At 53.8% G+C, this 24,027-nt stretch carries 18 protein-coding genes and 1 pseudogene; 7 read left to right on the top strand and 12 right to left on the bottom strand.

All coding sequences use genetic code 11. The features are described 5' to 3' along the window. Positions 1-1,100: PP_RS20740 family protein (locus POF45_RS15000; protein ID WP_282316047.1), on the top strand; the 1,100-nt coding region annotated here is incomplete at its 5' end. 15 nt (positions 1,101-1,115) lie between these two features. Here POF45_RS15000 and POF45_RS15005 read toward each other — a convergent pair. Further along, positions 1,116-2,369 carry a DNA cytosine methyltransferase gene (locus POF45_RS15005; protein WP_282314676.1) on the bottom strand — a complete coding sequence of 418 codons (1,254 nt, stop codon included), beginning with the start codon at positions 2,367-2,369 and terminating at the stop codon, positions 1,116-1,118. Positions 2,370-2,775: 406 nt separating this feature from the next. After that, entirely contained in the window at positions 2,776-3,255 is a 480-nt protein-coding gene (locus POF45_RS15010; RefSeq protein ID WP_282314675.1) for a hypothetical protein, read from the bottom strand. A 192-nt stretch (positions 3,256-3,447) separates the two neighbouring features. Between POF45_RS15010 and POF45_RS15015 the strand changes: the two genes are divergently transcribed. Then, positions 3,448-3,732, top strand: coding sequence for a helix-turn-helix domain-containing protein (locus POF45_RS15015; RefSeq protein ID WP_282314674.1), 285 nt, complete (start codon positions 3,448-3,450; stop codon positions 3,730-3,732). An 8-nt stretch (positions 3,733-3,740) separates the two neighbouring features. Here the strand turns inward: POF45_RS15015 and POF45_RS15020 are convergent, their stop codons facing one another. The 4 genes from POF45_RS15020 to POF45_RS15035 are packed head-to-tail and all read right to left on the bottom strand — an operon-like array spanning position 3,741 to position 8,804. Then, positions 3,741-4,145, bottom strand: a complete 405-nt coding sequence (locus POF45_RS15020) for a TetR/AcrR family transcriptional regulator (protein ID WP_282314673.1) — start codon at positions 4,143-4,145, stop codon at positions 3,741-3,743. A gap of 13 nt (positions 4,146-4,158) precedes the next feature. Continuing rightward, complete coding sequence (locus tag POF45_RS15025; RefSeq protein WP_282315977.1) at positions 4,159-6,030, bottom strand: hypothetical protein; 1,872 nt, start codon at positions 6,028-6,030, stop codon at positions 4,159-4,161. A gap of 1 nt (position 6,031) precedes the next feature. Continuing rightward, the gene (locus POF45_RS15030; RefSeq protein ID WP_282316048.1) at positions 6,032-7,663 is read right to left on the bottom strand and encodes a tyrosine-type recombinase/integrase; all 1,632 of its coding nucleotides are present in this window, start codon (positions 7,661-7,663) and stop codon (positions 6,032-6,034) included. Beyond that, a complete protein-coding gene (locus POF45_RS15035; RefSeq protein WP_282316049.1) occupies positions 7,656-8,804 on the bottom strand; it encodes a tyrosine-type recombinase/integrase in 1,149 nt (382 codons plus the stop codon). The genes POF45_RS15030 and POF45_RS15035 overlap by 8 nt, the downstream gene beginning before the upstream one ends. A 40-nt stretch (positions 8,805-8,844) precedes the next feature. Here POF45_RS15035 and POF45_RS15040 point away from each other — a divergent pair. Further along, positions 8,845-9,432 (top strand): annotated as a pseudogene (locus POF45_RS15040) (ATP-binding protein); the annotation flags it as partial. Between the two features lie 6 nt (positions 9,433-9,438). Here POF45_RS15040 and POF45_RS15045 read toward each other — a convergent pair. Both POF45_RS15045 and POF45_RS15050 read right to left on the bottom strand, forming a co-directional pair. Further along, entirely contained in the window at positions 9,439-10,653 is a 1,215-nt protein-coding gene (locus tag POF45_RS15045; protein WP_282316050.1) for an aldose 1-epimerase family protein, read from the bottom strand. A gap of 89 nt (positions 10,654-10,742) precedes the next feature. Continuing rightward, entirely contained in the window at positions 10,743-11,327 is a 585-nt protein-coding gene (locus tag POF45_RS15050; RefSeq protein WP_259497523.1) for a TetR/AcrR family transcriptional regulator, read from the bottom strand. Positions 11,328-11,442: 115 nt separating this feature from the next. On the opposite strand from POF45_RS15050, the gene POF45_RS15055 reads away from it, so the two are divergent. Next, positions 11,443-12,366, top strand: a complete 924-nt coding sequence (locus POF45_RS15055) for an ABC transporter six-transmembrane domain-containing protein (protein ID WP_282316051.1) — start codon at positions 11,443-11,445, stop codon at positions 12,364-12,366. Between the two features lie 102 nt (positions 12,367-12,468). Here the strand turns inward: POF45_RS15055 and POF45_RS15060 are convergent, their stop codons facing one another. Then, positions 12,469-14,445: a methyl-accepting chemotaxis protein gene (locus POF45_RS15060; protein WP_282316052.1), complete on the bottom strand. Its 1,977-nt coding sequence runs from the start codon at positions 14,443-14,445 to the stop codon at positions 12,469-12,471. A gap of 183 nt (positions 14,446-14,628) precedes the next feature. Beyond that, a complete protein-coding gene (locus tag POF45_RS15065) occupies positions 14,629-15,549 on the bottom strand; it encodes a LysR substrate-binding domain-containing protein (RefSeq protein ID WP_259497529.1) in 921 nt (306 codons plus the stop codon). A 159-nt stretch (positions 15,550-15,708) separates the two neighbouring features. On the opposite strand from POF45_RS15065, the gene POF45_RS15070 reads away from it, so the two are divergent. Beyond that, positions 15,709-17,106: a NorM family multidrug efflux MATE transporter gene (locus tag POF45_RS15070; protein WP_259497530.1), complete on the top strand. Its 1,398-nt coding sequence runs from the start codon at positions 15,709-15,711 to the stop codon at positions 17,104-17,106. A gap of 143 nt (positions 17,107-17,249) precedes the next feature. Here POF45_RS15070 and POF45_RS15075 read toward each other — a convergent pair whose 3' ends face one another. Further along, positions 17,250-18,923, bottom strand: a complete 1,674-nt coding sequence (locus tag POF45_RS15075; protein ID WP_259497531.1) for a putative bifunctional diguanylate cyclase/phosphodiesterase — start codon at positions 18,921-18,923, stop codon at positions 17,250-17,252. A 263-nt stretch (positions 18,924-19,186) separates the two neighbouring features. On the opposite strand from POF45_RS15075, the gene rep reads away from it, so the two are divergent. Together rep and POF45_RS15085 are read left to right on the top strand one after the other, a co-directional pair. Beyond that, positions 19,187-21,196 (top strand): DNA helicase Rep, encoded by a 2,010-nt coding sequence (gene rep, locus POF45_RS15080; protein ID WP_259497532.1) that lies wholly within the window; start codon positions 19,187-19,189, stop codon positions 21,194-21,196. Between the two features lie 73 nt (positions 21,197-21,269). Continuing rightward, on the top strand, positions 21,270-21,842 hold the full coding sequence (locus tag POF45_RS15085) for a xanthine phosphoribosyltransferase (protein WP_018927509.1): 573 nt from the start codon (positions 21,270-21,272) through the stop codon (positions 21,840-21,842). Between the two features lie 127 nt (positions 21,843-21,969). Here the strand turns inward: POF45_RS15085 and POF45_RS15090 are convergent, their stop codons facing one another. Further along, a complete protein-coding gene (locus tag POF45_RS15090) occupies positions 21,970-23,892 on the bottom strand; it encodes an acetyl-CoA hydrolase/transferase C-terminal domain-containing protein (RefSeq protein WP_282316053.1) in 1,923 nt (640 codons plus the stop codon). Positions 23,893-24,027: the final 135 nt, after the last annotated feature.

Below are 24,027 nucleotides of genomic sequence, written 5' to 3' on the forward strand. Positions count from 1 at the left end.
CTGCAATTGTATTCAAGCCATGGCACAAGCCTCGCAAACAATTTGTCAGAGACAAGCAATGGTGGTATCACCTGGATTTTTTAATTAGAAGATTCGAAGAATATAAAGAAATAAATACAATAAAATATTTTGGTCTCCCGGGAGGAGACCTGCTTGATATAAATTTCTTCAGCAAAAAAATGATGGCGACTGATAAATTTGAAAGCAAAAAACTTCTCGTCCACGGTTTCATTGACACAGAAGCGGAAAAAGAGAGAGCTGATATCAGGCTAAGCGAGCTCCTCGATAGACCTAACGTGGACCGCGAATCCAAAGTCGAACATTATAATTTTCACGCATTGTCTAAAAAAGGCTCTCTTGCCTTAAAGCGTGTTGGTCAACATGGTGCTTATCATCTTATAAATTTGGACTTCTGTGACGGCGTCTTCAAGCAAGAAACAATCGACTCGATGATGGCGTTGTTCACAGTACAGTTCAATAAAATGCTAGATACACCGTGGCTGTTCTTTTTAACAACAAGGGCGGACAAAGAAGGTATAACGCAGGAACTGCTTGCCAACTTAGATAGGGTTTTTCGAGAAGAAGTCAGCGATGATGTGGCATTCGTTGCCGCATTAGAAGAGTACCGTCGCGAGATCTACGAGCTTGCCCGAGAAAAGAAGAGTTTTTCAGACGATAAAATATCGAAGGTTGAGTTGTCCGAAATCCTACAAGCGTGTTTTATTTATTGGGTCATCCGCCTGACCCATGCGAATGACGCAAGGATGCAGGCCGTGAGTGTGATGAAGTACAAAGTTCACGGAGGAAACGATTTTCCAGATATGTTTTCTTACGTAATCCGCTTTACCAAACAAGCCACAGTCAGAGCTGACGCTCTGGGGTTGGCACAGCACCACACTGAGCCAACCTCCGCACTGAGCGAGCAAGATAAGTCTTCAGATAAGCACGCGGCTATACACAAGCTTTGCATGTCTCTCGACATCGACCAATTGTTGGTAACAAACCAAAATCTATATGCTGCTTACGCTGAAGATATGAAGGTGCTGCTCAAAGAATCAGGATGGGATGTAACAACGTATGACGACGAAATGAAAGCCTAAGCTTAAGGGGCCGTCTTAGACGGCCCCTTTCGACTCATGCCTACTCAACAACATCCCCAACGCTTCTGCCAGTATTGGAGGTACCGCGTTGCCAACTTGTGTATATCGAGGGCAAGTATACTTACGTTGCTTACCCCCTGTGGTGTAAACACCTTGGAATGAAAACCAGTCAGGGAATGATTGAAGTCTTGCGTTCTCTCGAACCGTTAATATCCTAGGCTCAAGATAATGTAATATGTCGTCAGGCAGCGTTGTAACTGTCGCGGACGGCAAATCTCCATCAAGCGGAGTAATAGCTTGTTTTTTTATATTGAAAGCTGTCCTAAACTCGTCCGATATAGTTACACCGCGCTCACATTTATCTAGTATTAGCTGAAAGCGAGAGCTAACAACATCACTATGCTTAGCTAACCTTCTGCTATTTGGTGGCTCACAATTCTCTGAACGGAGAAGCTGTAGATATTTGCTGGGAGATGCAGACTTAATAAATTCAGCTTCGAAAAACCCAGTCCTACCAGAGTCCAAATTAGGAACCAGGCTTTTCCCATAAGTTTCTAAATCACCTATAGCGTCACGGACAGTTACAGGATTTTCAGTACTAAGCCCCTTACGCGATAAGAAGTTCCGGCGAAATGATTCAAGATCTACAAAAGGATCAAATTGATCACTATCTGTGGCACGTTTGGCTATCATAATAAAACGAGGCCGGTGTTGAGGCACCCCCCAGTCTGAACTTTTTATGATCCGAAACGAAACACCATAGCCGAGCGCTTCAAGCCGCTTCTTCACGACTAGAGAATAGGGGATGCTGCTTGCATCACCAGAGCTTTTAAATTTAGTGTTAAATCCTCGTACATTCTCCAAGAGCAGATACTTGGGCTGCACAATTTCTACAACTTTTATGTATTGTTCCGCTAACTTATTACGGGGATCATTCGGATCTCTTTTCCCTGCGTGTGAAAAACCTTGGCAAGGCGGCCCTCCCGCGATTAAGTCAACTGTTCCTCTAAGCGCTTCAAGCTTATCTTGATAATTATCGATTAAATGGCTGACCTCCATATTGATCTGAGGTAACCAATCAGGCCAACTATATTTATATCGTGGGCCTTCGATTAAATTATGCTCTAGCGTTTTATATGCTCCGGATGTTTTTTCAATAGCAAACAGGCCATCCCAGCCAGCTTGCATCAAGCCAAGAGAAAGGCCACCACATCCTGAAAAAAGGTCAATGAACGTACCCTTCCTTTCTGGGCGTTCCGAAAAACCCATAACGTTAAAGCCTCTGCTGGTCAATGACAATACTGAAAAATGGCTCGCCCAGGGTAAGCTCAAAAAGCTAAAAGTCAAGAAAAGTAGGCGTCTGCCGACGCTGAATTTTCGACATGGGAGGGTATAAGTCAGATATTAGGGTTCACCCTGTGCGACAGGAATTGCCGCAGCGTATGCAACAATTTAGGACGTCAGCGACAAAACGACTGTCGCAGCCCTAAGAGCCGACAATGCGCCTACCCCCAACCCTTTCACGAAAGGATCACCAAAGGAGCTTGCAGGGCCATTGAGCAGCCTCCAAGGCCCCCTTAGCCATAGCCTATGGCTTTAACTGAGCTGCCGAGGAACGTTATCATTCTAACGCACCGATGATTTACAATGCTTCCAGATTATCTCTTCATCGGAGCTAATCAATAAGACGTGTGGCAACGTCTTTATTGACCAGAGCGTTTGAGTTCCAATATGAAGTCCAAAGCATCAATTCTTTCATTGACTCCAAAACGAAAACCTCTTCATTTCTAGATCTCAATCTGACAACGGTCTTTGGTCCATTTAACGGGCGGGGAACTCTCACCGCTTCACCATCAAGATCCTCGCTCCACATGCTATAGTAAGTAAACTCCGTTCTAGTGCTCTTACGGAACTCATAATAAGCAATGTCAGATACAGGCATTCTAAGAAGGCAAATTTTTCTCATGAGAAAAATAGAAAACTCTCTGAAATTTGACTCTGGGAAAGACAACAATGTAGAGCGAAGATCGGAATACTTAGGATAGCCCAGTAATTTGGCAACCTCATTGTGACGATCGGATGAGACAAGACTATCTATTTTGTCATTAACTTTTAACATCAATATTAAATCTAAAATCTCATTCCGATCTAACATTTCCTCTCCCGCTCAAGCTGTTAACGTTCTTCATACGTTATAAATAAATTCGTTTACCCGGCCCCACTGGTGAACCATCTCCGCTGGAGCAACAGAATCGGTTAAATTACAGCTCATTGCTCAATTATACTCAATAGAGTATAGCGATTTTTAGCTCCAAAAGGCTTCATCATTCCTTTTGGGGATTGAGACGTGGATCTGAATCGAGCGCTGGGCCGAGCACTGAGGGAGCTGAGACAAAGCAAGGGCCTTTCTCAGGAAAGCATTGGGGCCAGCCAAAGCTATATAAGTGATGTAGAAAGAGGAATTAAGACTTTATCTGTTGAAAAACTTGAGGAGTTTGCTATCAATATCGGAGTACATCCTGTAACGCTGCTAACTAAATGCTACCTGATAAAAAATGACGACATAAATTCCGAAATGCTGCTCGCCACAGTGCATAATGAATTGGAAAATTTCAGCAAACAAAAAGAATAGAACCTTCCTTATTTAACTGTTTTTAGAACAACCTTCTTACTCTTGGCAAGAGCACTCTCAAGAAACGTTATCTGCAAATTTTTTGACTCCAGCGCATCTAAATATTTGGCATTAAGTTCGATAATCTCTACCAACTGTTCTGAGCAAACGTTGGTTAGCATACCCACTAGCACCCTTTGCTCTTTGAGCTGTTTTTTCAAGATGTACAATTTTAAACTGATTTTCTCGATATTAGACAAAGAAAACTCGCTAGCCCCTCCTCTAACTTTAATGACAATATCCGGGTAGTACTTATAAATAGATGAACGACTGATTTTAGCAATTTTAGAAAGCGCCGTTATGCTGATGTGACTTGGACCTTTCGCGGTCAACTCTGCAAGCGATTTTAGCAACAAGTCTCGTGTAGTGGTCATAGCCAACTCCTAACTAGATTATTCTTAAAACTTCTTCACATTCCTCAAGTCTTGATGTCAATATAAGACGAGTTTGCTGAGGCAAGTTCGACTGCCGCAAAAATCTTAAACTATCATCCTTATAATTTTGCCACCATAAACGATGTTTAGGTGTTGCAATAAAATTCAAACAACCTACACACGTACTGGGTGACCGATTCTCAGGATTAGGTTCTTGCTTGCTTCCCTTGCAGGCACTCGTTTCCTGCCTATACATGCACACACCCCATTGACATGGTACTAAGATAGTACCTCGAGACAACAAGATTCGAATTTCTTTAATACTTCTAACTTGGCCAACAAACTTACCTATTGTTCGACTTTCAAACTTGGCTCCGACATTATGAAATATTTGCTGAGGCGAAAGCCCGGCTAATTCTAAAGCCACAGATTCCATCTCTACATTAAACTCCTCTTTTAGAAGCCTCCGAAACTCTGAATCCGGTTTCGCATAACTTATGTCCACACTATATGCAGAGGTATGGGAGTATTGTAGAGCTAAATCGCCTAAAGCCGCTCGATCGCGCTTAGCTATAAACCTGGCGAAGTGTTTTCTACCCATATGAGAATAAAGCCTCCCCTCCCACCCTATTGTAGATTTTAAATTCATAAATACTGCAAAACTGTTTAGACGCTTATTTATAGCGGTAGAGGAGATCACGCTATATCCCTGTCTAGCATTAAACGGCCATAAAGCGTTTCCTGCTGTAACCAACCATAGGTTATCTTTCTTACTTTTTGCTCTAGCGGGCTCTGAAAGCCTTTTCAATACTCCAAACGCAATGACCCCAGCAGGAGATAATACCCAAGGTGATTCATCCTCTGTCGCATTCGAAACATTTCTATCTCCAGAGAAGCGCTTTTTAGATCTGGCAGCATAATAATAAGGAAATTCGCGGCCTTTAATGTGTCGTACATATTTTAGACTTTCGGTTGATGCTCGTCGAATCTCACTTACTCTCGGCCCAGACGTATAGCTAATTATTACGAAACACGCTGTTTGCAAATGATTTAATAGAGATGCAATATCGTTGGGTTTATCTGCCTTTAGATTTTTTATTAATGTGTCAAACTCACTACCCGAAGGAAAATTCTCGCCCTTCAGAACTGCATTAGCGAAAGCCGAGATTTTCTTTTTAGTTACTAACCCCTGACCTTTAGCTTCCTCAACTGCGAAGACATATTTGAAAAATATTCTTAAAAGCTCTTCGGTCATTACATCTAAAAATCGAATCGCCGATCTCAGTAGATATATACAGACAGGCTCAGGTGGCGCCTCCCACGCTCGCGGTTGAGTTAAGTTAGCAGAGATTTGTCTACGAAACTTTTCAGGAAAAGGGTCCTCTAAAAATCCATCTCCAATAAGTTTTTTCATTCGATATATCTGACTTACGACATTCATTCTATCCTTGACGGTAGCAACAGAGTTAGCCTTGCCATTAAATACATTGTTGTGATATCGGCAAAAAACATTATGAACCTGTATCGATGTCACTAGTGAAAGCCGCTTAAATCCAGACGCTTCTAAAGCCAATAAGAATCCACGTATCCAAGTGATTTTATTTTTAACTGTGGAGGGCGCATAGACTTTATTATTCATACCAAGAACAAAACACGCTGCAATTTTCTTTAGAAGCTGACCTAGACTGAAATCACCGCTATCGGGCAAATCAAAACCTATTAATAACAGGTTCCATTTGAATACTATAGACTGATCCGCTACAGATTGTTTTCCGGGCGATTTGAACTCCCACTCTTCGGAATAGAAGTCGACACCAAGCAATAATAATTCGCTAACAAAGAAGTCTTTAACCTCGCTTTCGCTCTTTACGTCTAAGACATTCAATTTAGTACACCAAGGGTATATTAGGAGTATCAGGAATCAAAGCTTCCGCCTCGACCATTGTCTGCTTACTTACCTTAGGCAAGATGTAGTTGTTTAACACATCCAACGTTTCACGAAATACTTTATCGAACCTAGCTATCTTATCGGCATGAGAAGAACTATCTTTTTCAAGAGTTTCCAAAGCTTCCCGCGATTTTAGAAGGCGAGCTACATAATGAGGCTCATCGTGAATCACAATCGCGTTTTTACATGTAGCACAGCTAGTAAACTCTACGCACGGCATTCCAAATTTTGAACCTTCAGCAACACCTTCAACAGGCGATTTACACGACATCCCAAATAGTGTGGAATATTTTCCTTCTAATTGGCGCCCTGTCGCTGCCACCATACTAATCATTTCGCCCTGGAATTCTGAAACTCTCTCAAAGCTTCGCTGTGATGCCGCACGGCCTCTCAAATATAAATTTGTAGTAGACTCTTCTGAATGCTGTAGAAATTTAGATACTGGCTGAATAGACTTGTATTCCTCAGCGACCAAACCCGCAACCGCCTTTCTAATATCACTGAATGTGAAGTACTCGATATTGTGCTCATCACGAAATTCTTTAAGTTTGTTATGTAGGCTCTGCACTGAAAGCCTCCGAGACTTGTTACCGGTCCTAACAATGAAAAGCAAATCTTTATCTGCGGCATCCGCAATATCTCGAACAGATTGGGTTAACAACTTAATTAGACAAACTAGTTCTGAAGGTGAGAACTTCCCATCTCTAATAAACGGCAGTGATTGTTCCTTATTAGAGCGCGGCTTATCCCAAGATAAAAAAACCATTGAGTCGTCAGTTGGGTGGGCTTCGATACAATTAATTTTAATTTCCATCAGCGCCATTGGATTTGCCGCCGATTCAATCATTAGCAGTAGAAAAATGGGTATGCAAGTCCGCATCGTAAGCTCTTTAAATACGGAAAGGCGTCTTAATCCAGAACTACCAAGACGCCCTTTTTTAGCATCAGCCATCTCTCGCTGTGACCATATGCCTTTGCTTTCTAAAGCTATCAACTCGGTTAAAGCTCGGACTTCCGAGGCATTCAGGCTGGGGTGCTTTACTTGGCTGCCATTTTCTATTGCTTGGCGGACAGCGATACAAGCCTTAATTTCGTTAATCTCTTTTTTACACGCCTCCGCAATACTTTTTAAAGCACTCACAGAAATGTCATTATCTCTCGCTGTTTTCTTCTCTCTAGTGAAATCGAAGTTAGGTAACCCTTGCCCCTGCCAAAACCTACTTTCACTATTTTCAGATAATAATTTAACTAACCTACGGATTACGTTGTAATGACTGCCGTTGGTTTTTCTTAAGCGTTTCCTATGGCTAAGCCCTAATGCATACTCCGACAATAGGTTTTTATTTTCATCTATACTCTGTACTTCGTGCATAGCTAAAAAACCCATAAACTCCTTTACGGATCTCCATGCCTGTACACGGCTCCTACTGTTATAGTGGCCCGTCAGCTCAAGAAAGGCGACTTTAATATCTTCTGATAGCGTCGCATCGCATCCAGGCTTACTGAAGTCATAGTATTCACGTCGCTGACGGTTGTGATCATAGAAGCTAACTTCAAGTTCATTACTCATGAAGTCCTCGCAATTCAGCGGCCTGCTTATCTAGCAATTCAAGAACATCTATATTATTCCCAGAGATACTTTCTAGATAATCCTGAGTAGTACTGGAACTCGCATGACCGAGTAGGCCTTGTATAATTTTAACGCTATCAAGCCCTAAAGATTTACTAGCGCTCAATAGACGGCGTTCAACATACGTAGCAAACGTTGTTCGAGCCTGATGCGGATGAGAAGTTACCTTTAAGCTTAAACAGGCTCTCTTATAGGCTGTGTAGTAGCATCCACTAGTCACAGCTTCGCCTTTTGAGTTAATAAATAAAGCAGAATGCTCTACATCCGGAAATTTTGGTCTGTTAAGACTTAACGCTCTGGTAGTCGCAATATAGATCCTAGTCTCTTCGATCACTGCTTTCGGCACATAAACCTTTTGCAGCTTTCCGCCTTTGACTGTTACTTCGACAAACCCGTCTGATCTAAGTGAATCTAAATCTTTAAACATAGCTAAAGATATACTTAGAACGCTGCCAATCCTCATCCCTGTCGTCAATGTCCATGCGAATATCAGCCTTTGGGCACCGTTCAGGCTCTGCATCAGTAAGCGGCAAGTTTCGGGAGGCAGTGCCCGCGGTCTTTGCTTACTGATCCTAACTTTAAAATTCCTGGCGTTTAACTGTATTAACTTACGCCTAATCACCTCTTGATTTTTATTTTCATGAGACAAAACACTTGACCAGTAATGTCTATAAAACTCTACAACCACTGTCAGTCTTAGATTTATCGTTCTAGCACTTAGGGTACGGCCCTTAAATGTTTTTTCTTTTAGATGATTTCTGTAAAGCGCTATATTTCTGTTACTTACGAATTTCCAATCAAGCTCATGAATACAGGAGAAGACCATCCAATCTACTAAACATTCTGCGTATGTTTTTACTGTTTTACTAATTTTTAAGGCGTTTGAATAATAGGCTTTTTCATATAGAAACTCATGAACCTCACGGACTACATTTCCGCAACCGTCAACTACTAGCGGGATAATATATATTTCCCTTAATGTGCGCCTCCCATACCAATCGGCCAGAGCGGGATTATTGGTTCGATGAAGTGCCTCAGAAATCTCAGGAATCGACTGCTTACCGGGCCATAACAATTTCATGTGGACGTCCTTTACGTACACAGTGTAGCCAAAGAGTCTAATGCCGGAGTTTGATCGCAAGGTGCTGGAGGTCTTGAGGGAGCCGCTGGAATCCGGGCACATCGTGATTTCCCGTGCACGGGACCGGGTTCGTTTCCCGGCACGCTTCCAGCTGGTTGCCGCGATGAATCCCTGCCCCTGTGGATATCTTGGCGAGCCCAGCGGCAAATGCAGTTGCACGCCGGACATGGTGCAGCGTTATCGCAACAAACTGTCGGGGCCGCTGCTGGATCGCATCGATCTGCACCTCACCGTTGCCCGGGAAGCCACAGCGTTGAACCCGGCCCCCAAACCCGGTGACGACACTGTCACTGCCGCGTTGCTGGTCGCCAATGCCAGGGAGCGCCAGCAAAAACGTCAGGGTTGTGCCAATGCTTTCCTCGATCTGCCGGGCCTGCGCACTCACTGCACGTTATCCACAGTCGATGAAAAATGGCTGGAATCGGCCTGTGAACGCCTGACGTTATCGTTACGTGCCGCCCATCGACTGCTCAAGGTAGCCCGCACCTTGGCGGACCTTGAGCAAGTCGACGGCATCACTCGCGAGCATCTGGCCGAAGCGCTGCAGTACCGCCCGACAGCGAGCTGACATAGCTCACTCCTTACTCAAATCCACCAACGGCGTCTGCCGAACCTCAGTCTCGCGCCCAGCCTGAATGTCACCAACGCGTTTCAGCGCGTTATCCACAGCCCCCCTATCCGCCAACAAGCTGTAGTTGATCTGGAACTGCTTCTGCTCTTTCGGGCCAATGGTTGGCACCAGGCCCAGTGGTCTTTGATACCGACGGTTGTAGGAAAAACTCGTGCCCGGCTCCAATCCGGTCACATAACCCTGCCCTTGGGTATCGGTGTTTTTCCACAGCGAGAACACTGGCAACTGTTGGGTATTGAAGCCGACAGAGACGCCGAGACTGGCGGCCTTGTTGTGCAACACGGCGAGCGTGTCGCCCTTGGCATCGGCGTAGGGCACGACGTTGTAAACCGTCTCGTCGTAATCCTTGGTCGGGGCGCGATAGGTTTGCCAGTCCGGCAAATCGCCTTTGGCCTTGTCGTTGAAGGGCGACACCTGTTTAACCGGTACGGCAAAACGGGCGCCCTGCTCCAGGAACGGAGTGCTGAAGTTGCTGTGGTACAGCGCCTGGTACTCCTTCGGATAGTCACCGTTGTTGGTCAACGTGTCGTTGAGGGCGAAAGCTGCGCTGCCGGGTTGGGTGACCAGTTCGGTGGCGACCGAGAAGTCGACTTTCTTGAATGCCTGCTCCTTGAGTTCGCCGCGCAGGCTGATGGTATACGGCGGCTTTTCGTCGATGTGCAGGCTGACTTTGCTGGCCGGGATGTTGGCGGCACGACCATGCAGGGTCAGCAGCTCGCCATTGTCCATGCCTGGGTGGCCGACCCATTCGTAGCCGCAGCGTGCGACCATTTCGTTGAAGCCTTCCAGCCAGCCCAATCCACCACGGCCATTGAGTTCGATGAAGGACGGATTGACCACGTCCTTGACCGGCGAATCCCAACCCATGCGCACATCGCCGACCGAGGCACGCAGAACGTTCATCCCGCGTGTCGGCACCACTGAGAGCTTCATCGTGCCGTTATCGATGTCGACAATGCTGACGCCCTCCTGTCGGCCACCGTGCAAGGTGCGCAGCGTCACGGAGAACGGTTTGTCGGTTTTTACGCCGAGCTGTTGACTGGTGATCTGCCAGTTCTGGGCGGCCTTGTCGGTGTCGAGCAGGACGTAGTCCCAGGCCATGGCGTGTGAGGCAGCGGACAACGCGCTGAGTGCAACAACGAGTTTGAGCGGGGTCATGGGAGCAGCCTTTCTTGGAGTTGTGCCATTTTTATAGACTTGAAGAATCGTTTCAGCAAGTCAAAAAACAGCACATCTACTGCAAACGCTCAATCCACGACTTCAATATCCAGCAACAGCCCCACCACTTCCATCACCTCATCCAATGCCGCCGCCGCGGCTTCAAGGGATGGCTGCAACAACAGATCATCGGCATAGCCCATGGTCTGGGCGAAGATCTGCCGTGCGGCGCGTTCGGGGGAAGCACAACGGCATACGCCCGCCGCCACCCCCTGCTCGATGATCCCGGCCAGCATTGCCTGCCATTGGGCGTTAACGATCAGGTAAGCCGCCGCCAGGTCGGCGTCATGCATCGCCTCGTCCCAGGCGTCGAGCCACAGCGCCCACCCGGCATCAGCCGAAGACGGCAGGCAGTCCGTGAGAAAAGCCTGCAATGCTTCCAGTGGCGGCAAATCCGCCAGCGGTGCGCGGACTTCTTCAAGCTGTTCATTGGCAAATCGCACAAACGCTTCCCGGCGCAGTTCTTTCCAGTCGGTGAAGTAGTGATAGACGTGGCTGCGCGACAGCCCGGCGTGTTCCGCCAGATCCCGGGTGGAGACGTCGGCGAACCCCTTGCTGCGGAACAGCTCCAGGGCGGCGGCGATGATCTGGTCTTTGCGGTCGATGCGCGACATTTGGAAATAACCTCGTGGCGTCGTACAGATGGACGGCGCTTGCTTCTTGAGCGACTGCTCAAGGATACTTGAGCAGTCGCTCAATAGTAGCGTTTATCTTTCATTTGGTGCACCCATGACACCCGTCACCCCACAAATTCTTGTCGAGCAAAGCCAAAAGATCGGCCAGCAATCCGCCAGCCAGACGCTCAAGGCCATTGCCAAAGCTTACCCCGGCAAGCTGTTTTTCACGCTGTCGCTGGTCGCGCTGGAGAATGCGTTGCTGCTGGCCTACCCGCTGTTCGCAGGCTTCGCCGTGGACTCGATCATGCGTGGCGATGCCAGCAGCGCGCTGTTTTACGCCTTGGTTGTGCTGGCGTTCTGGGTGGTGGGTGCGGCACGCCGGGCAGTCGACACCCGGACGTTCACGCGGATCTATGCCGATCTTGCGGTGCCGGTGATCCTCAACCAGCGCCTGCAAAATCAGAGCACTTCCACCTCGGCGGCACGAGTGGTGCTGGCCCGGGAGTTTGTGGATTTCTTCGAGAAGCATGTGCCGACCATTGCCACGGCCCTGGTGTCGATTGTCGGCGCGGCGGTGATGTTGCTGGTGATCGAGCCGTGGATCGGCCTTGCCTGCCTGGCGGCGCTACTGCTGTGTATGACTCTGTTGCCGCGTTTTGCTCGGCGCAACCAGCAGCTGCATGAGCGCTTGAATGACCGGCTGGAGAAAGAAATCGGCCTGGTGGAAAAGGTCGGACCTGACACTTTGCAACGCCACTATCGGGTGCTGTCGCGACTGCGCATCGGGTTGTCGGACCGTGAAGCGGCGGCCTTTCTGTTTATCGGCTCGGTCGCTGCGGTGTTGTTCGTGATTGCGATCAGTCAGTTGGCACTGTCGCCAGCGGTGAAGGCCGGGCATGTGTACGCGGTGATGACGTATTTGTGGACGTTTGTCAGCAGCCTGGATGAGGCGCCATCGATGGTGGATCAGTTGGCGCGGCTCAGGGATATCGGGAAGCGGGTTGATCCGGGGCTTGGGGACACGTCTGAAAATTGAGGTGCTGCCTTCGCGAGCAGGCTTGCTCCCACATGAGATCCTGGGTGAATCCGAGATCAAATGTGGGAGCGAGCCTGCTCGCGAAGCTATTTCAGCGGCACCTCAACGAAACCGGTCAACCTCTTGCCGCAATTCCGCCGCCAGCGATTCCAGCTCCTTGGCGGTAATGGCCAGGTTGGACACCACTTCACGCTGCTCACTGTTGGCCAACGCAATGCTTTGCAAATTGCTGCTGAGCAAAGTCGCGGTGCTGCTCTGTTCCTGAGTGGCCGTGGTGATCGCCGCAAACTGCTGACCCGCCGAACGGCTTTGCTCGTCAATCCGCGCCAGCGCCGAGGCCACGTTGGCATTACGCGACAGGCCTTCCTGCATCAGCACATTGCCCTGCTCCATGGTGCTGATGGCGTTGCCGGTTTCCTGCTGGATGCTCTGGATCATCCCGGAAATTTCGTCGGTCGCCTGACGCGTGCGCGAAGCCAGGTTGCGCACCTCATCCGCCACCACTGCAAAACCACGGCCCTGCTCACCGGCACGGGCCGCTTCGATGGCGGCGTTCAGCGCCAGCAGGTTGGTCTGTTCGGCAATCGCGGTGATCACGCCGACGATGCCACCGATTTCCTGGGAGCGCTGTCCCAGAGTGTTGATGACCGTCGCGGTGCTGTTCAAGGCGCCGGCAATCTGCTCCAGGGACGAGGACGCTTCGTCCATCGATGTACGACCGATCTGAGTTTGCTGTGCGTTTTCCTGGGCCAGACGCTGAGTGCTGCCCATGTTGTCGGCGATGTCCAGCGACGTGGCGCTGAACTCTTCTACGGCACCGGCCATGCTGGTGATTTCGCCGGACTGCTGCTCCATCCCCTCGTAGGCGCCGCCGGAAAGACCCGACAAGGCCTGAGCACGGCTGTTGACCTCTTCCGAAGCCTTGCGAATGTGCTCGACCATGGTCGACAGCGCTTGGCTCATCTGGTTGAAGGCGCGGGCCAATTGACCGATTTCATCATTGCTCGACACGTTCAAACGCACGCTCAAATCACCAGCGCCCAAGGCTTCGGCCTGACGTACCAGATCAGCCAACGGCGCCAGTTTGCTGCGCAACAACCAGACTGCCGAGCCCACCGCGATCAACATCGCCAGCAGGCTGCCGATGGCCAATTGAATGCCGACACTCCAGGTTACAGCGCTGATTTCATCCTGCGGCATGCTCGCCACCACGGACCATGGCCCACCGTCGAATGGCACGGCGACGCTGTAGAAGTCTTCCGATTTGTCGGTCCAGAAAGCCCCCTTGCCCGGCGTTTTCGCCAGACTGGAGATGGCCGTCACTGCCTGGTCTTGAGCTTCGACACCGGCAATCGGCACCAACCATTTATTCTGCTCGTCAAGCAACGCCAGGGAGCCGGTCTGGCCGATGCGGAAACGCTTGAGATTGGCGAACTGCGCATTCTGCGCGTCGGTGTAATCAAATCCTACGAACAGCACGGCAATCACCTTACCGCTGGCGTCGCGAACCGGGGTGTATTGGGTCATGTAGGAGCGATCGAAGAGCAACGCGCGACCGACATACCCCTGGCCCGACATCAGGCGTGCATAGGCCGGGTGTGCGTGATCGAGCATGGTGCCGATGGCCCGGTTGCCGTCCTGTTTGCTCAACGATGTACTGACGCGGATGAAGTCCTCGCCACTGCGCACGAACAGCGTCGCAACCCCGGCGGTCATTTGCTTGAACTCATCCACTTCCTTGAAGTTGTTGTTCAACACTTCGCTGCCCAGGTGCAGGCCTGGCGTTTGCACACCCGCCACGCTCACTGGCTCGTCCGGGTGCACGCTGAGGCCGGCGCTGAAGCGTTTTTCAAACAGCCCGCTCAGGCGCTGGGTACTTTCGCGCAGGGTGCCGTGGAAAGTGTTCAGCTGGTCGGCCAGCAGACGGGCCTCACTGGCCAGGTGCTCTTCGCGGGTGGCGAGGTTGGCGGTGTCCAGCGAGCGCAAGGCGAACACGGTACTGCCGCTGATGACAATCGCCAGAATCACGGCAAGTGCGAGACCAAGCTGTGAGGCGATCCGGGCACGGGGTTGAGACATGACAGCTCCTGGCCCAGCAATCGAATCCTCCCTGATCGACTGCTCGGCAAAAAATCCAATAAATGGGGGGTGACGCGGAACCGGCACGAAGGTCCCACTTGCAGATTTTCGGCGGCAACGCTGAATACTTGAGTAATTAGCGGGGTTATCGCTCAACAGCCGCGGCATGACCGCCTCACCGATTCAACGCTGACGCTCGACCACCGGCAGTTCCATGGCGTTCACCTCACTCTGAAGAAAATCGCTGAGGCGGCGCAAACGTTCGCCTCCAGGGCGGGTTTTAGGCCACACAAGGTAATAATTCTCACCACTGGCGACGGCGGTCGGCCACGGCAAACTCAGACGCCCTTGGGCCACGTCTTCGGCCACCATCAACAGATCCCCCATGGACACGCCGTAACCTCGGGCTGCGGCAATCATGCCCAGCTCCAGCGTGTCGAACACCTGACCGCCCTTGAGCGACACCTGATCGGCCAGTCCCATGCGCTCCAGCCAATTACGCCAGTCGCGTCGATCGGGCGTGGGGTGCAGCAGTTCGGTGCTGGCCAGACGCGCAACGTCCCAGGGTGGGTCCTTCAGGAGATTCGGTGCACCCACCGGAATCAGCTCCTCGGGAAACAGGAAAGTCGCCTCCCAATCCGGGGGGAAATTCCCGTTGCTGAGGATGACAGCGCAGTCGAACGGCTCGTGGTTGAAGTCCACGGTGTCGATGTCCATCCAGGCGCTGGTCAGTTGCACCTCGTTGCCGGGCTGCAAATGTCGGAAACGACTGAGCCGCGCCAGCAGCCAGCGCATGGTCAAGGTCGACGGGGCTTTCATGCGCAGGATGTCGTCTTCGGCGCGCAAGGTATTGCAGGCCCGCTCCAGCGCGGTAAAGCCTTCGCGGATGCCGGGCAGGATCAGCCGCGCCGACTCGGTCAGTTGCAGGTTGCGCCCGCTGCGATGAAACAGGCGGCAGGCAAAATGCTCTTCGAGTGTACGAATGTGCCGGCTCACCGCACTTTGAGTGATTGACAGCTCTTCGGCGGCGCGGGTGAACGAACTGTGTCGCGCCGCTGCTTCAAATGCGCGCAGGGCATACAAGGGAGGAAGACGACGAGACATTCAGAAAGCTCCTACAGCGGGACTTTTCCAACTTAGCAGAAACTCCGCTGGATGAGTTTTAATCATGCCACCCATCTTTTTTATCCCTTTGTGCAAACCCCGCAGAGCGCCGAAAATCGACGCTTTCCCTGCTCTCTTCACCCATGGAGCGTGATGATCATGCAGCATCCAGCGCGTACCGAACTCTGGGCCATCCTGCGGCTGGCGGGGCCGTTGATTGCCTCACAGTTGGCGCACATGCTGATGGTCCTCACTGACACCTTGATGATGGCCCGCCTCAGTCCTGAAGCACTGGCCGGTGGCGGTCTGGGCGCGGCGACTTATTCGTTCGTGTCGATTTTCTGCATCGGCGTGATTGCAGCGGTCGGCACCCTGGTGGCTATCCGTAAGGGCGCCGGCGATATTGTTGGCGCCACGCGGCTGACCCAGGCCGGGCTGTGGCTGGCGTGGATCATGGCGCTGGTGGCCGGCCTGCTGCTGTGGAACCTCAAGCCAGTGCTGCTGTTGTTCGGCCAGACTGAAACCAACGTGCACGCCGCCGGGCAGTTCCTGACGATCCTGCCGTTCGCCCTGCCCGGCTATTTGAGCTTCATGGCCCTGCGCGGTTTCACCAGCGCCATCGGCCGCGCGACGCCTGTGATGGTGATCAGCCTGTGCGGCACCGTGGCCAACTTCGTCCTCAACTACGCATTCATCACCGGCATGTTCGGATTGCCGAAAATGGGACTGATGGGCATCGGACTGGTCACGGCGATCGTCGCCAACCTGATGGCGCTGGCGTTGGCGCTGCACATTCGCCGGAGTCGGGCCTACGATGCCTATCCATTATGCCAAGGCTTGTCGCGGCCCAACCGGCAATACCTGAAAGAACTGTGGCGCCTGGGCCTGCCGATTGGCGGCACGTATGCGGTGGAGGTCGGGCTGTTTGCCTTTGCAGCGCTGTGCATGGGCACCATGGGCAGCACGCAACTGGCGGCGCATCAGATCGCCCTGCAGATCGTCTCGGTGGCGTTCATGGTGCCGGCCGGGTTGTCCTATGCGATCACCATGCGCATCGGTCAGCACTATGGTGCCGGGCAGTTGCTGGATGCGCGGCTGTCCGGGCGGGTCGGGATCGCCTTCGGGGCGGCGTCGATGCTCGGGTTTGCCATGGTGTTCTGGCTGTTGCCGAATCAATTGATCGGGCTGTTCCTGGATCACAACGACCCGGCCTTTCGCCCGGTCATCGATCTGGCCGTGAGCCTGCTGGCGGTGGCGGCGTGGTTCGAGCTGTTCGACGGCACTCAAACCATCGCCATGGGCTGCATTCGCGGGCTCAAGGATGCCAAGACCACATTCCTGGTCGGGCTCGGTTGCTACTGGCTGATTGGCGCGCCGGCCGCGTGGATGATGGCCTTCCACCTGAACTGGGGGCCGACGGGCGTCTGGTGGGGGTTGGCGCTGGGGCTGGCGTGTGCGGCGGTGAGTCTGACGCTGGCGTTTGAGTGGAAGATGAAGCGGATGATTCGGCGCGAGCCTGCGTCAGGGGCAAGCTTCCAAGTCGCCCAGCCTGACTGAGATCCCTGTAGGAGCGAGGCTTGTGTGGCGAGGGAGCTTGCTCCCGCTCGACTGCGCAGCAGTCGCAAAGATTTTGTGGCCGCTACGCGCCCAAGCGGGAGCAAGCTCCCTCGCCACAAGAGCCCGTCCCACAGATTTCGCGTTTAACTCACGATTTCGAGGGCGGGCTGCTGGCTGCTGCCAAAGGTCAAATACTCAACCAACTCCGCCAACGGCAACGGCTTGCTGATCAGATAACCCTGCACCTGATCGCAACCAAATCCGCGCAGCAGATCCAGTTGCTCCACCGTTTCCACGCCCTCAGCCACCACTTCAAGATTGAGGTTATGCGCCAGGTTGATCATGGCGTGGACCAGTTTACGGTTCTCTTCGCGCTCTTCCATGCCGCCGACAAAGCTTTTATCGACCTTCAACAAGGTGATCGGCAGGCTGTTGAGGTGCACGAACGAGGAGAAACCAGTGCCAAAATCATCCAGGGAAAAGCGCACGCCGAGGCGCCCAAGAGCGTCCATCGTCTGCTTGACCAGATCGCTGCGGCGCATGACGGCGGTTTCAGTCAGTTCGAATTCCAGCCATTGCGCCTCTACACCACGCTCGGCGATCAGGCGGCTGAGCGTCGACAACAACTGGCTGTCCTGAAACTGGCGGAACGACAGGTTGATCGCCATGTGCAACGCCGGCAAACCCCGTTCACGCAGCGCCTGCATGTCGCGCAGGGCCCGGGAAATCACCCAGTAACCCAGCGGCACGATCAGCCCGCTCTGCTCGGCCAGCGGCACAAACTCGCTCGGTGCCAGCAAGCCGCGCTCGGCATGACGCCAGCGCACCAGCGCTTCAAGGCCGACGATCTGGCCGTCGTCCATGTTCAGCCGTGGCTGGTAATGCAGCTCCAGTTCATCGCGGCGCAAGGCCCGGCGCAGTTCGCTTTCCAGATCCGCCATGCTGCGGGCGTTGCGGTTGATGCGTTCGTTGAAGATATGAAAGGTGCAGCCCTGAGTGCTTTTGGCTTGCTGCATGGCGATGTGCGCGTGCCACATCAGCGGGTCGGCACCGGCCTGGGCCCGGGCGTGGGCGATGCCCAGGCTGGAGCCGATCAACAGGCTTTCGCCATCGACCCAATACGGTTCGGACAGGGCTTCGGTAATACGTTCGGCCATCCATTCGGCGCGTTGTGGCGCGCGACGGGTGTCGATCAGCAGGGCAAATTCATCGCTGCCCAGCCGTGCCAGCTGATCGCCGGCTTCGAGCTGGCTTTTCAGCCGGGCGACAACTTGCAGGATCAAACGGTCGCCGGCCTGATGGCCGAGGGCATCGTTGGCGTGTCGAAAGTTGTCGAGATCGAGGTGCCCGAGGGCCAGGCCGCGACCGTCGTTGTCCGCCAGACGCGCCGCCAGCAGGGTCTGGAAGCCCTGGCGGTTGGCAATGCCGGTCAGCGGATCTTGCTCGGCCAGGCGTTGCAAAGTGTTTTCCAGCACGCCGCGCTCGCGCACATGGCGCAGGCAGCGCCGCAACATGCCGCTGTCCAGCGCATCACGCACCAGCCAGTCGCTGACGCCGTCGGGCGGCAACGGCGGTTCGTGTTCGAGCAGCAACACCGTCGGCAGGCTGCAACGGCCTGGCATCGGCTGGAGTGCCGGGATCGTCAACAACACCGCACTGCGGTTGTCATCGAACAGACTGCTGACCGACTCCCAACTCGGCGCGCTGATCAGCACTGCCGAGCTCCCCATCGGAGCCAGACACTCGCGCAACAACGCTGTCCACGCTGGCTCTTCGGCCAGTAGCAGCAAACGCAAGGGTTCGACAGGCGTAGACAAGCTAGCTCCCTAGACTCTGCAATGATGTAGGCGGCGGGCATTATGCCGCGCAGCCAACCAATGACCAAATGACATCGGTTATCAAGCGCGGCTTTGTATCTGGAATAACAAACATTAGACGCAATTTCGCCGCACATCCTGCGTGAAAGTAGCAAAACCGGCAAATAGAGATAGCGTGTTGCGTCACAAGTCGGACAAAGCAGCACAATTCGCTGAGCCTGTTAAAATGCCGGCCCATTTCGTCAATGACTCCCTGATTCCGTATGTCCCGACTCAATCCCCGGCAGCAAGAAGCCGTGAGCTACGTCGGCGGCCCTCTTTTGGTGCTCGCCGGTGCAGGCTCCGGCAAGACCAGCGTGATCACGCGCAAAATCGCGCACCTGATCCAGAACTGCGGCATCCGTGCCCAGTACATCGTCGCCATGACCTTCACCAACAAGGCCGCGCGCGAGATGAAGGAGCGGGTCGGCACGCTGCTCAAGGGTGGCGAGGGTCGCGGCCTGACGGTCTGCACCTTCCACAACCTGGGCCTGAACATCATCCGCAAGGAACATGTGCGGCTGGGCTACAAACCGGGCTTCTCGATTTTCGACGAGACCGACGTCAAAGCCCTGATGACCGACATCATGCAGAAGGAATACTCGGGCGACGACGGCGTCGACGAGATCAAGAACATGATCGGCGCCTGGAAAAACGACCTGATCCTGCCGCCCGAAGCCCTGGAAAACGCGCGCAACCCCAAGGAACAGACCGCCGCCATCGTCTACACCCACTACCAGCGCACGCTCAAGGCGTTCAACGCGGTGGACTTCGACGACCTGATCCTGCTGCCGGTCAAACTGTTCCAGGAACACGCCGACATCCTCGAAAAGTGGCAGAACAAAGTCCGCTACCTGCTGGTGGACGAATACCAGGACACCAACGCCAGCCAGTATCTGCTGGTGAAATTGCTGATCGGCACGCGCAACCAGTTCACCGTCGTGGGTGACGACGACCAGTCGATCTACGCCTGGCGCGGCGCCCGCCCGGAAAACCTGATGCTGCTCAAGGACGATTACCCATCCCTGAAAGTGGTGATGCTGGAGCAGAATTACCGCTCCACCAGCCGCATCCTGCGCTGCGCCAACGTGCTGATCTCGAACAACCCCCACGAGTTTGAAAAACAACTGTGGAGCGAGATGGGCCACGGCGACGAGATCCGCGTGATCCGCTGCCGCAACGAGGACGCCGAAGCCGAACGCGTGGCCGTGGAAATCCTCACCCTGCACCTGCGCACCGACCGGCCCTACAGTGATTTCGCCATTCTGTATCGCGGCAACTACCAGGCCAAGCTGATCGAGCTGAAGCTGCAACACCACCAGATTCCGTATCGCCTGTCCGGCGGCAACAGCTTCTTCGGGCGTCAGGAAGTCAAAGACCTGATGGCTTATTTCCGCCTGATCGTGAACCCGGACGACGACAACGCCTTCCTGCGGGTGATCAACGTGCCGCGCCGGGAAATCGGCTCGACCACCCTGGAAAAGCTCGGCAACTACGCCACCGAACGCAAGATCTCGATGTACGCCGCCACCGACGAAATCGGCCTGGGCGAACATCTGGACGCGCGGTTCACCGATCGCCTGGCGCGCTTCAAGCGCTTCATGGACAAGGTCCGCGAGCAGTGCGCCGGCGAAGACCCGATCAGCGCCCTGCGCAGCATGGTCATGGACATCGACTACGAGAACTGGCTGCGCACCAACAGCTCCAGCGACAAGGCCGCCGACTACCGCATGGGTAACGTGTGGTTCCTGATCGAGGCGTTGAAAAACACCCTCGAAAAAGACGAAGAAGGCGAGATGACTGTCGAGGACGCCATCGGCAAACTCGTTTTGCGCGACATGCTCGAACGTCAGCAGGAAGAGGAAGACGGCGCCGAAGGCGTGCAGATGATGACCTTGCATGCCTCCAAGGGCCTGGAATTCCCCTACGTGTTCATCATGGGCATGGAAGAGGAAATCCTGCCGCACCGCTCCAGCATCGAAGCCGACACCATTGAAGAAGAGCGCCGGCTGGCCTACGTGGGCATTACCCGCGCCCGCCAGACCCTGGCCTTCACCTTTGCCGCCAAGCGCAAACAGTACGGCGAAATCATCGATTGCGCGCCCAGCCGCTTCCTCGATGAGCTGCCGCCGGACGATCTGGCATGGGAAGGCACTGACGACACGCCGACCGAAGTCAAAGCGGTGCGCGGCAACACTGCATTGGCGGATATACGCGCGATGTTAAAGCGCTAGAATCGGCCACTTTTTATCCAAACACTTTTAACTTAGCGTTCAGGCGCACAAGACGCCGAAAGAGGACAGCTTCATGGAAGCACTGCACAAGAAAATTCGCGAAGAAGGCATCGTGCTTTCCGACCAGGTCCTGAAGGTCGACGCCTTTTTGAACCACCAGATCGACCCGGCCCTGATGAAGCTGATCGGCGACGAATTCGCCTCGCTGTTCAAGGATTCGGGCATCACCAAGATCGTCACCATCGAAGCCTCCGGCATTGCCCCGGCGATCATGACCGGCCTGAACCTCGGCGTGCCGGTGATCTTCGCTCGCAAGCACCAGTCCCTGACCCTGACCGAAAACCTGCTGTCGGCGACCGTTTACTCGTTCACCAAGCAGACCGAAAGCACCGTGGCGATTTCCCCGCGCCACCTGACCAGCAGCGACCGCGTGCTGATCATCGACGACTTCCTGGCCAACGGTAAGGCGTCGCAGGCGCTGATCTCGATCATCAAACAGGCCGGCGCTACCGTGGCCGGCCTGGGGATCGTGATCGAGAAGTCGTTCCAGGGTGGCCGTGCGGAGCTGGATGCACAGGGTTATCGCGTTGAATCGCTGGCGCGGGTGCAATCGCTCAAGGATGGCGTTGTAACCTTCATCGAATAACCCGTTGCACCACTGAACCTGTGGAAGCCGGGCTTGCCCGCGATGGCGGCGCAACATCCAACATCAATGTTGCATGTTATGGCCTCATCGCGGGCAAGCCCGCTCCCACAGGGTTTTGTGATGGTTGTTACTGCGCGGTGGCCTTTAGACCGGTGAGCAGCAGGCGTTGAAACAAATCCTCTTTTAGCCCTTCAGGGTTGCTCAGTTGCATCCTCTCCAGATGCTCGGGAAACGCCGAAGGCTCCGGCGCATCCAGCGCAGCTTTGCCCAGTTCCAGAATCTCGGCCAGTTTGAACTTGCTCTTCAGCCAGTTCAGCGCCCGCAGCACATCACGCTCCACCTCGGTGAAATCACAGCCCAACGGATACTCCGGGAACAACTGCGGATGGCGTGCCTGTATCGCCTGCAAGCGCTGTGGACTGTTGTCGGCAAACCGCGGATCAAGACGGAAATTCTTCGGCAATTTGTCGGCCTTCTGCGCCTGCTCGATCAACCCCGGCTGGAAGCGCGAGTCGCTGATGTTCAGCAGTGCCTCGATCACCGCCGAGTCGGTTTTGCCCCGCAGGTCGGCGATGCCGTACTCGGTGACCACGATGTCGCGCAGGTGGCGCGGAATCGTGCAGTGGCCGTACTCCCAGACGATGTTCGAACTGACGTCCCCACCGGCCTCGCGCCAGCTACGCAGGATCAGGATCGAGCGCGCGCCTTCCAGCGCATGGCCCTGGGCAACAAAGTTGTATTGGCCGCCGACACCACTGAGCACCCGCCCGTCTTCCAGTTGATCGGCCACGCCGGCGCCCATCAAGGTCATGGTAAACACGGTGTTGATGAAGCGCGCGTCGAGACGCTGCAAACGCTTGAGTTCTTCCTGACCGTACAGCTCGTTGATGTAGCTGATGCGGGTCATGTTGAATTCGAAGCGCTTGTGTTTCGGAATCTCGTGCAAACGCTCATAGAAACTGCGCGGCCCGAGGAAGAAGCCGCCGTGCACCGAGATACCGTCAGTCTGTGCCGCTTCGTCGAGGGTCCCGGCATTGGCCTGCTCTTGCGTCGCGACGTCGGGATAGACCTTGCGCCGCACGATCCCGGCATCCGCCAGTACCAGCAGGCCGTTGACGAACATTTCGCTGCAACCGTAAAGCCCTTGGGCGAACGGCTCGGTGCCGCCTTCACGGTCGATCAACTGGGCCCACTGGCTGAGATTCACATCCGCCAGCAGTGCCTTGTAACCACTGTTGTCGGCCTGACGGGCGAGCAACGCAGCGGTCAGGGCGTCGCCCATGGAGCCGATGCCGATCTGCAACGTCCCGCCGTCGCGCACCAACGTGCTGGCGTGCAACCCAATGAAGTGATCCTGAAATCCCACCGGCATGTTCGGCGTGGAAAACAGCGTGGTGTTGTCCTTCTCGTCGATCAGCAGGTCGAAGGTGTCGATGCCGACTTCGGCGTCACCGGGCATGTAAGGCAAGTCATTGTGCACCTGGCCAACGATCAGGATCGTCGCCCCCGCCGCCCGGCGCTTGGCGATCATGGGAAACAGGTCGAGGGTGATGTCCGGGTTGCAGCTCAGGCTCAGGCGGTCCGGGTGATCTTCGTGGCTGGCCACCAATTGCGCCACCAGATTCAGACCGGCACCGTTGATGTCCCGCGCCGCGTGGCTGTAATTGCTGCTGACGTAATCCTGCTGGGCAGAAGCGCTGTGCAACAGGCTGCCGGGTTGCATGAAGAACTGCTGGACGTGGATATTGCTCGGCAGGCTGTCCTTGTGCAGATCCGCGAGGAAATCCAGCTCGGGGTAATCACCGAAAACCCGTTCGATAAAGGGTTCCAGGAAACGCTTTTGCAAGCCATCACCCAGAGACGGACGGCCCAGGCACAGCGCGGTGTAGATCGTCAGTTGCCGCTCGGGCAGTTGCGCGATGCGGCGGTACAACGCATTGGCGAAGTGATTGGGTTTGCCCAGGCCCAGCGGCATGCCCAGGTGAATATGCGCCGGCAATTGCGCCAGGACGTCATCGACCGCTTGTTCGATAGAACACAACTGCACCATCTGATTGCTCCCGCCCGTTCCATGAATTGGGGTTGGACCGAGCTTGCCGGGTCTTTACTGCAATGAACAGTCTCAGTCGCGAATCGCAGGCACAAAAAAGCCGCTAACAAGCGGCTTTTTGCTGGAGATGGCGGC

The sequence above is a fragment of the Pseudomonas fungipugnans genome (assembly GCF_029955235.1).
In the GTDB taxonomy this organism is placed as follows: Bacteria; Pseudomonadota; Gammaproteobacteria; order Pseudomonadales; family Pseudomonadaceae; genus Aquipseudomonas; species Aquipseudomonas fungipugnans.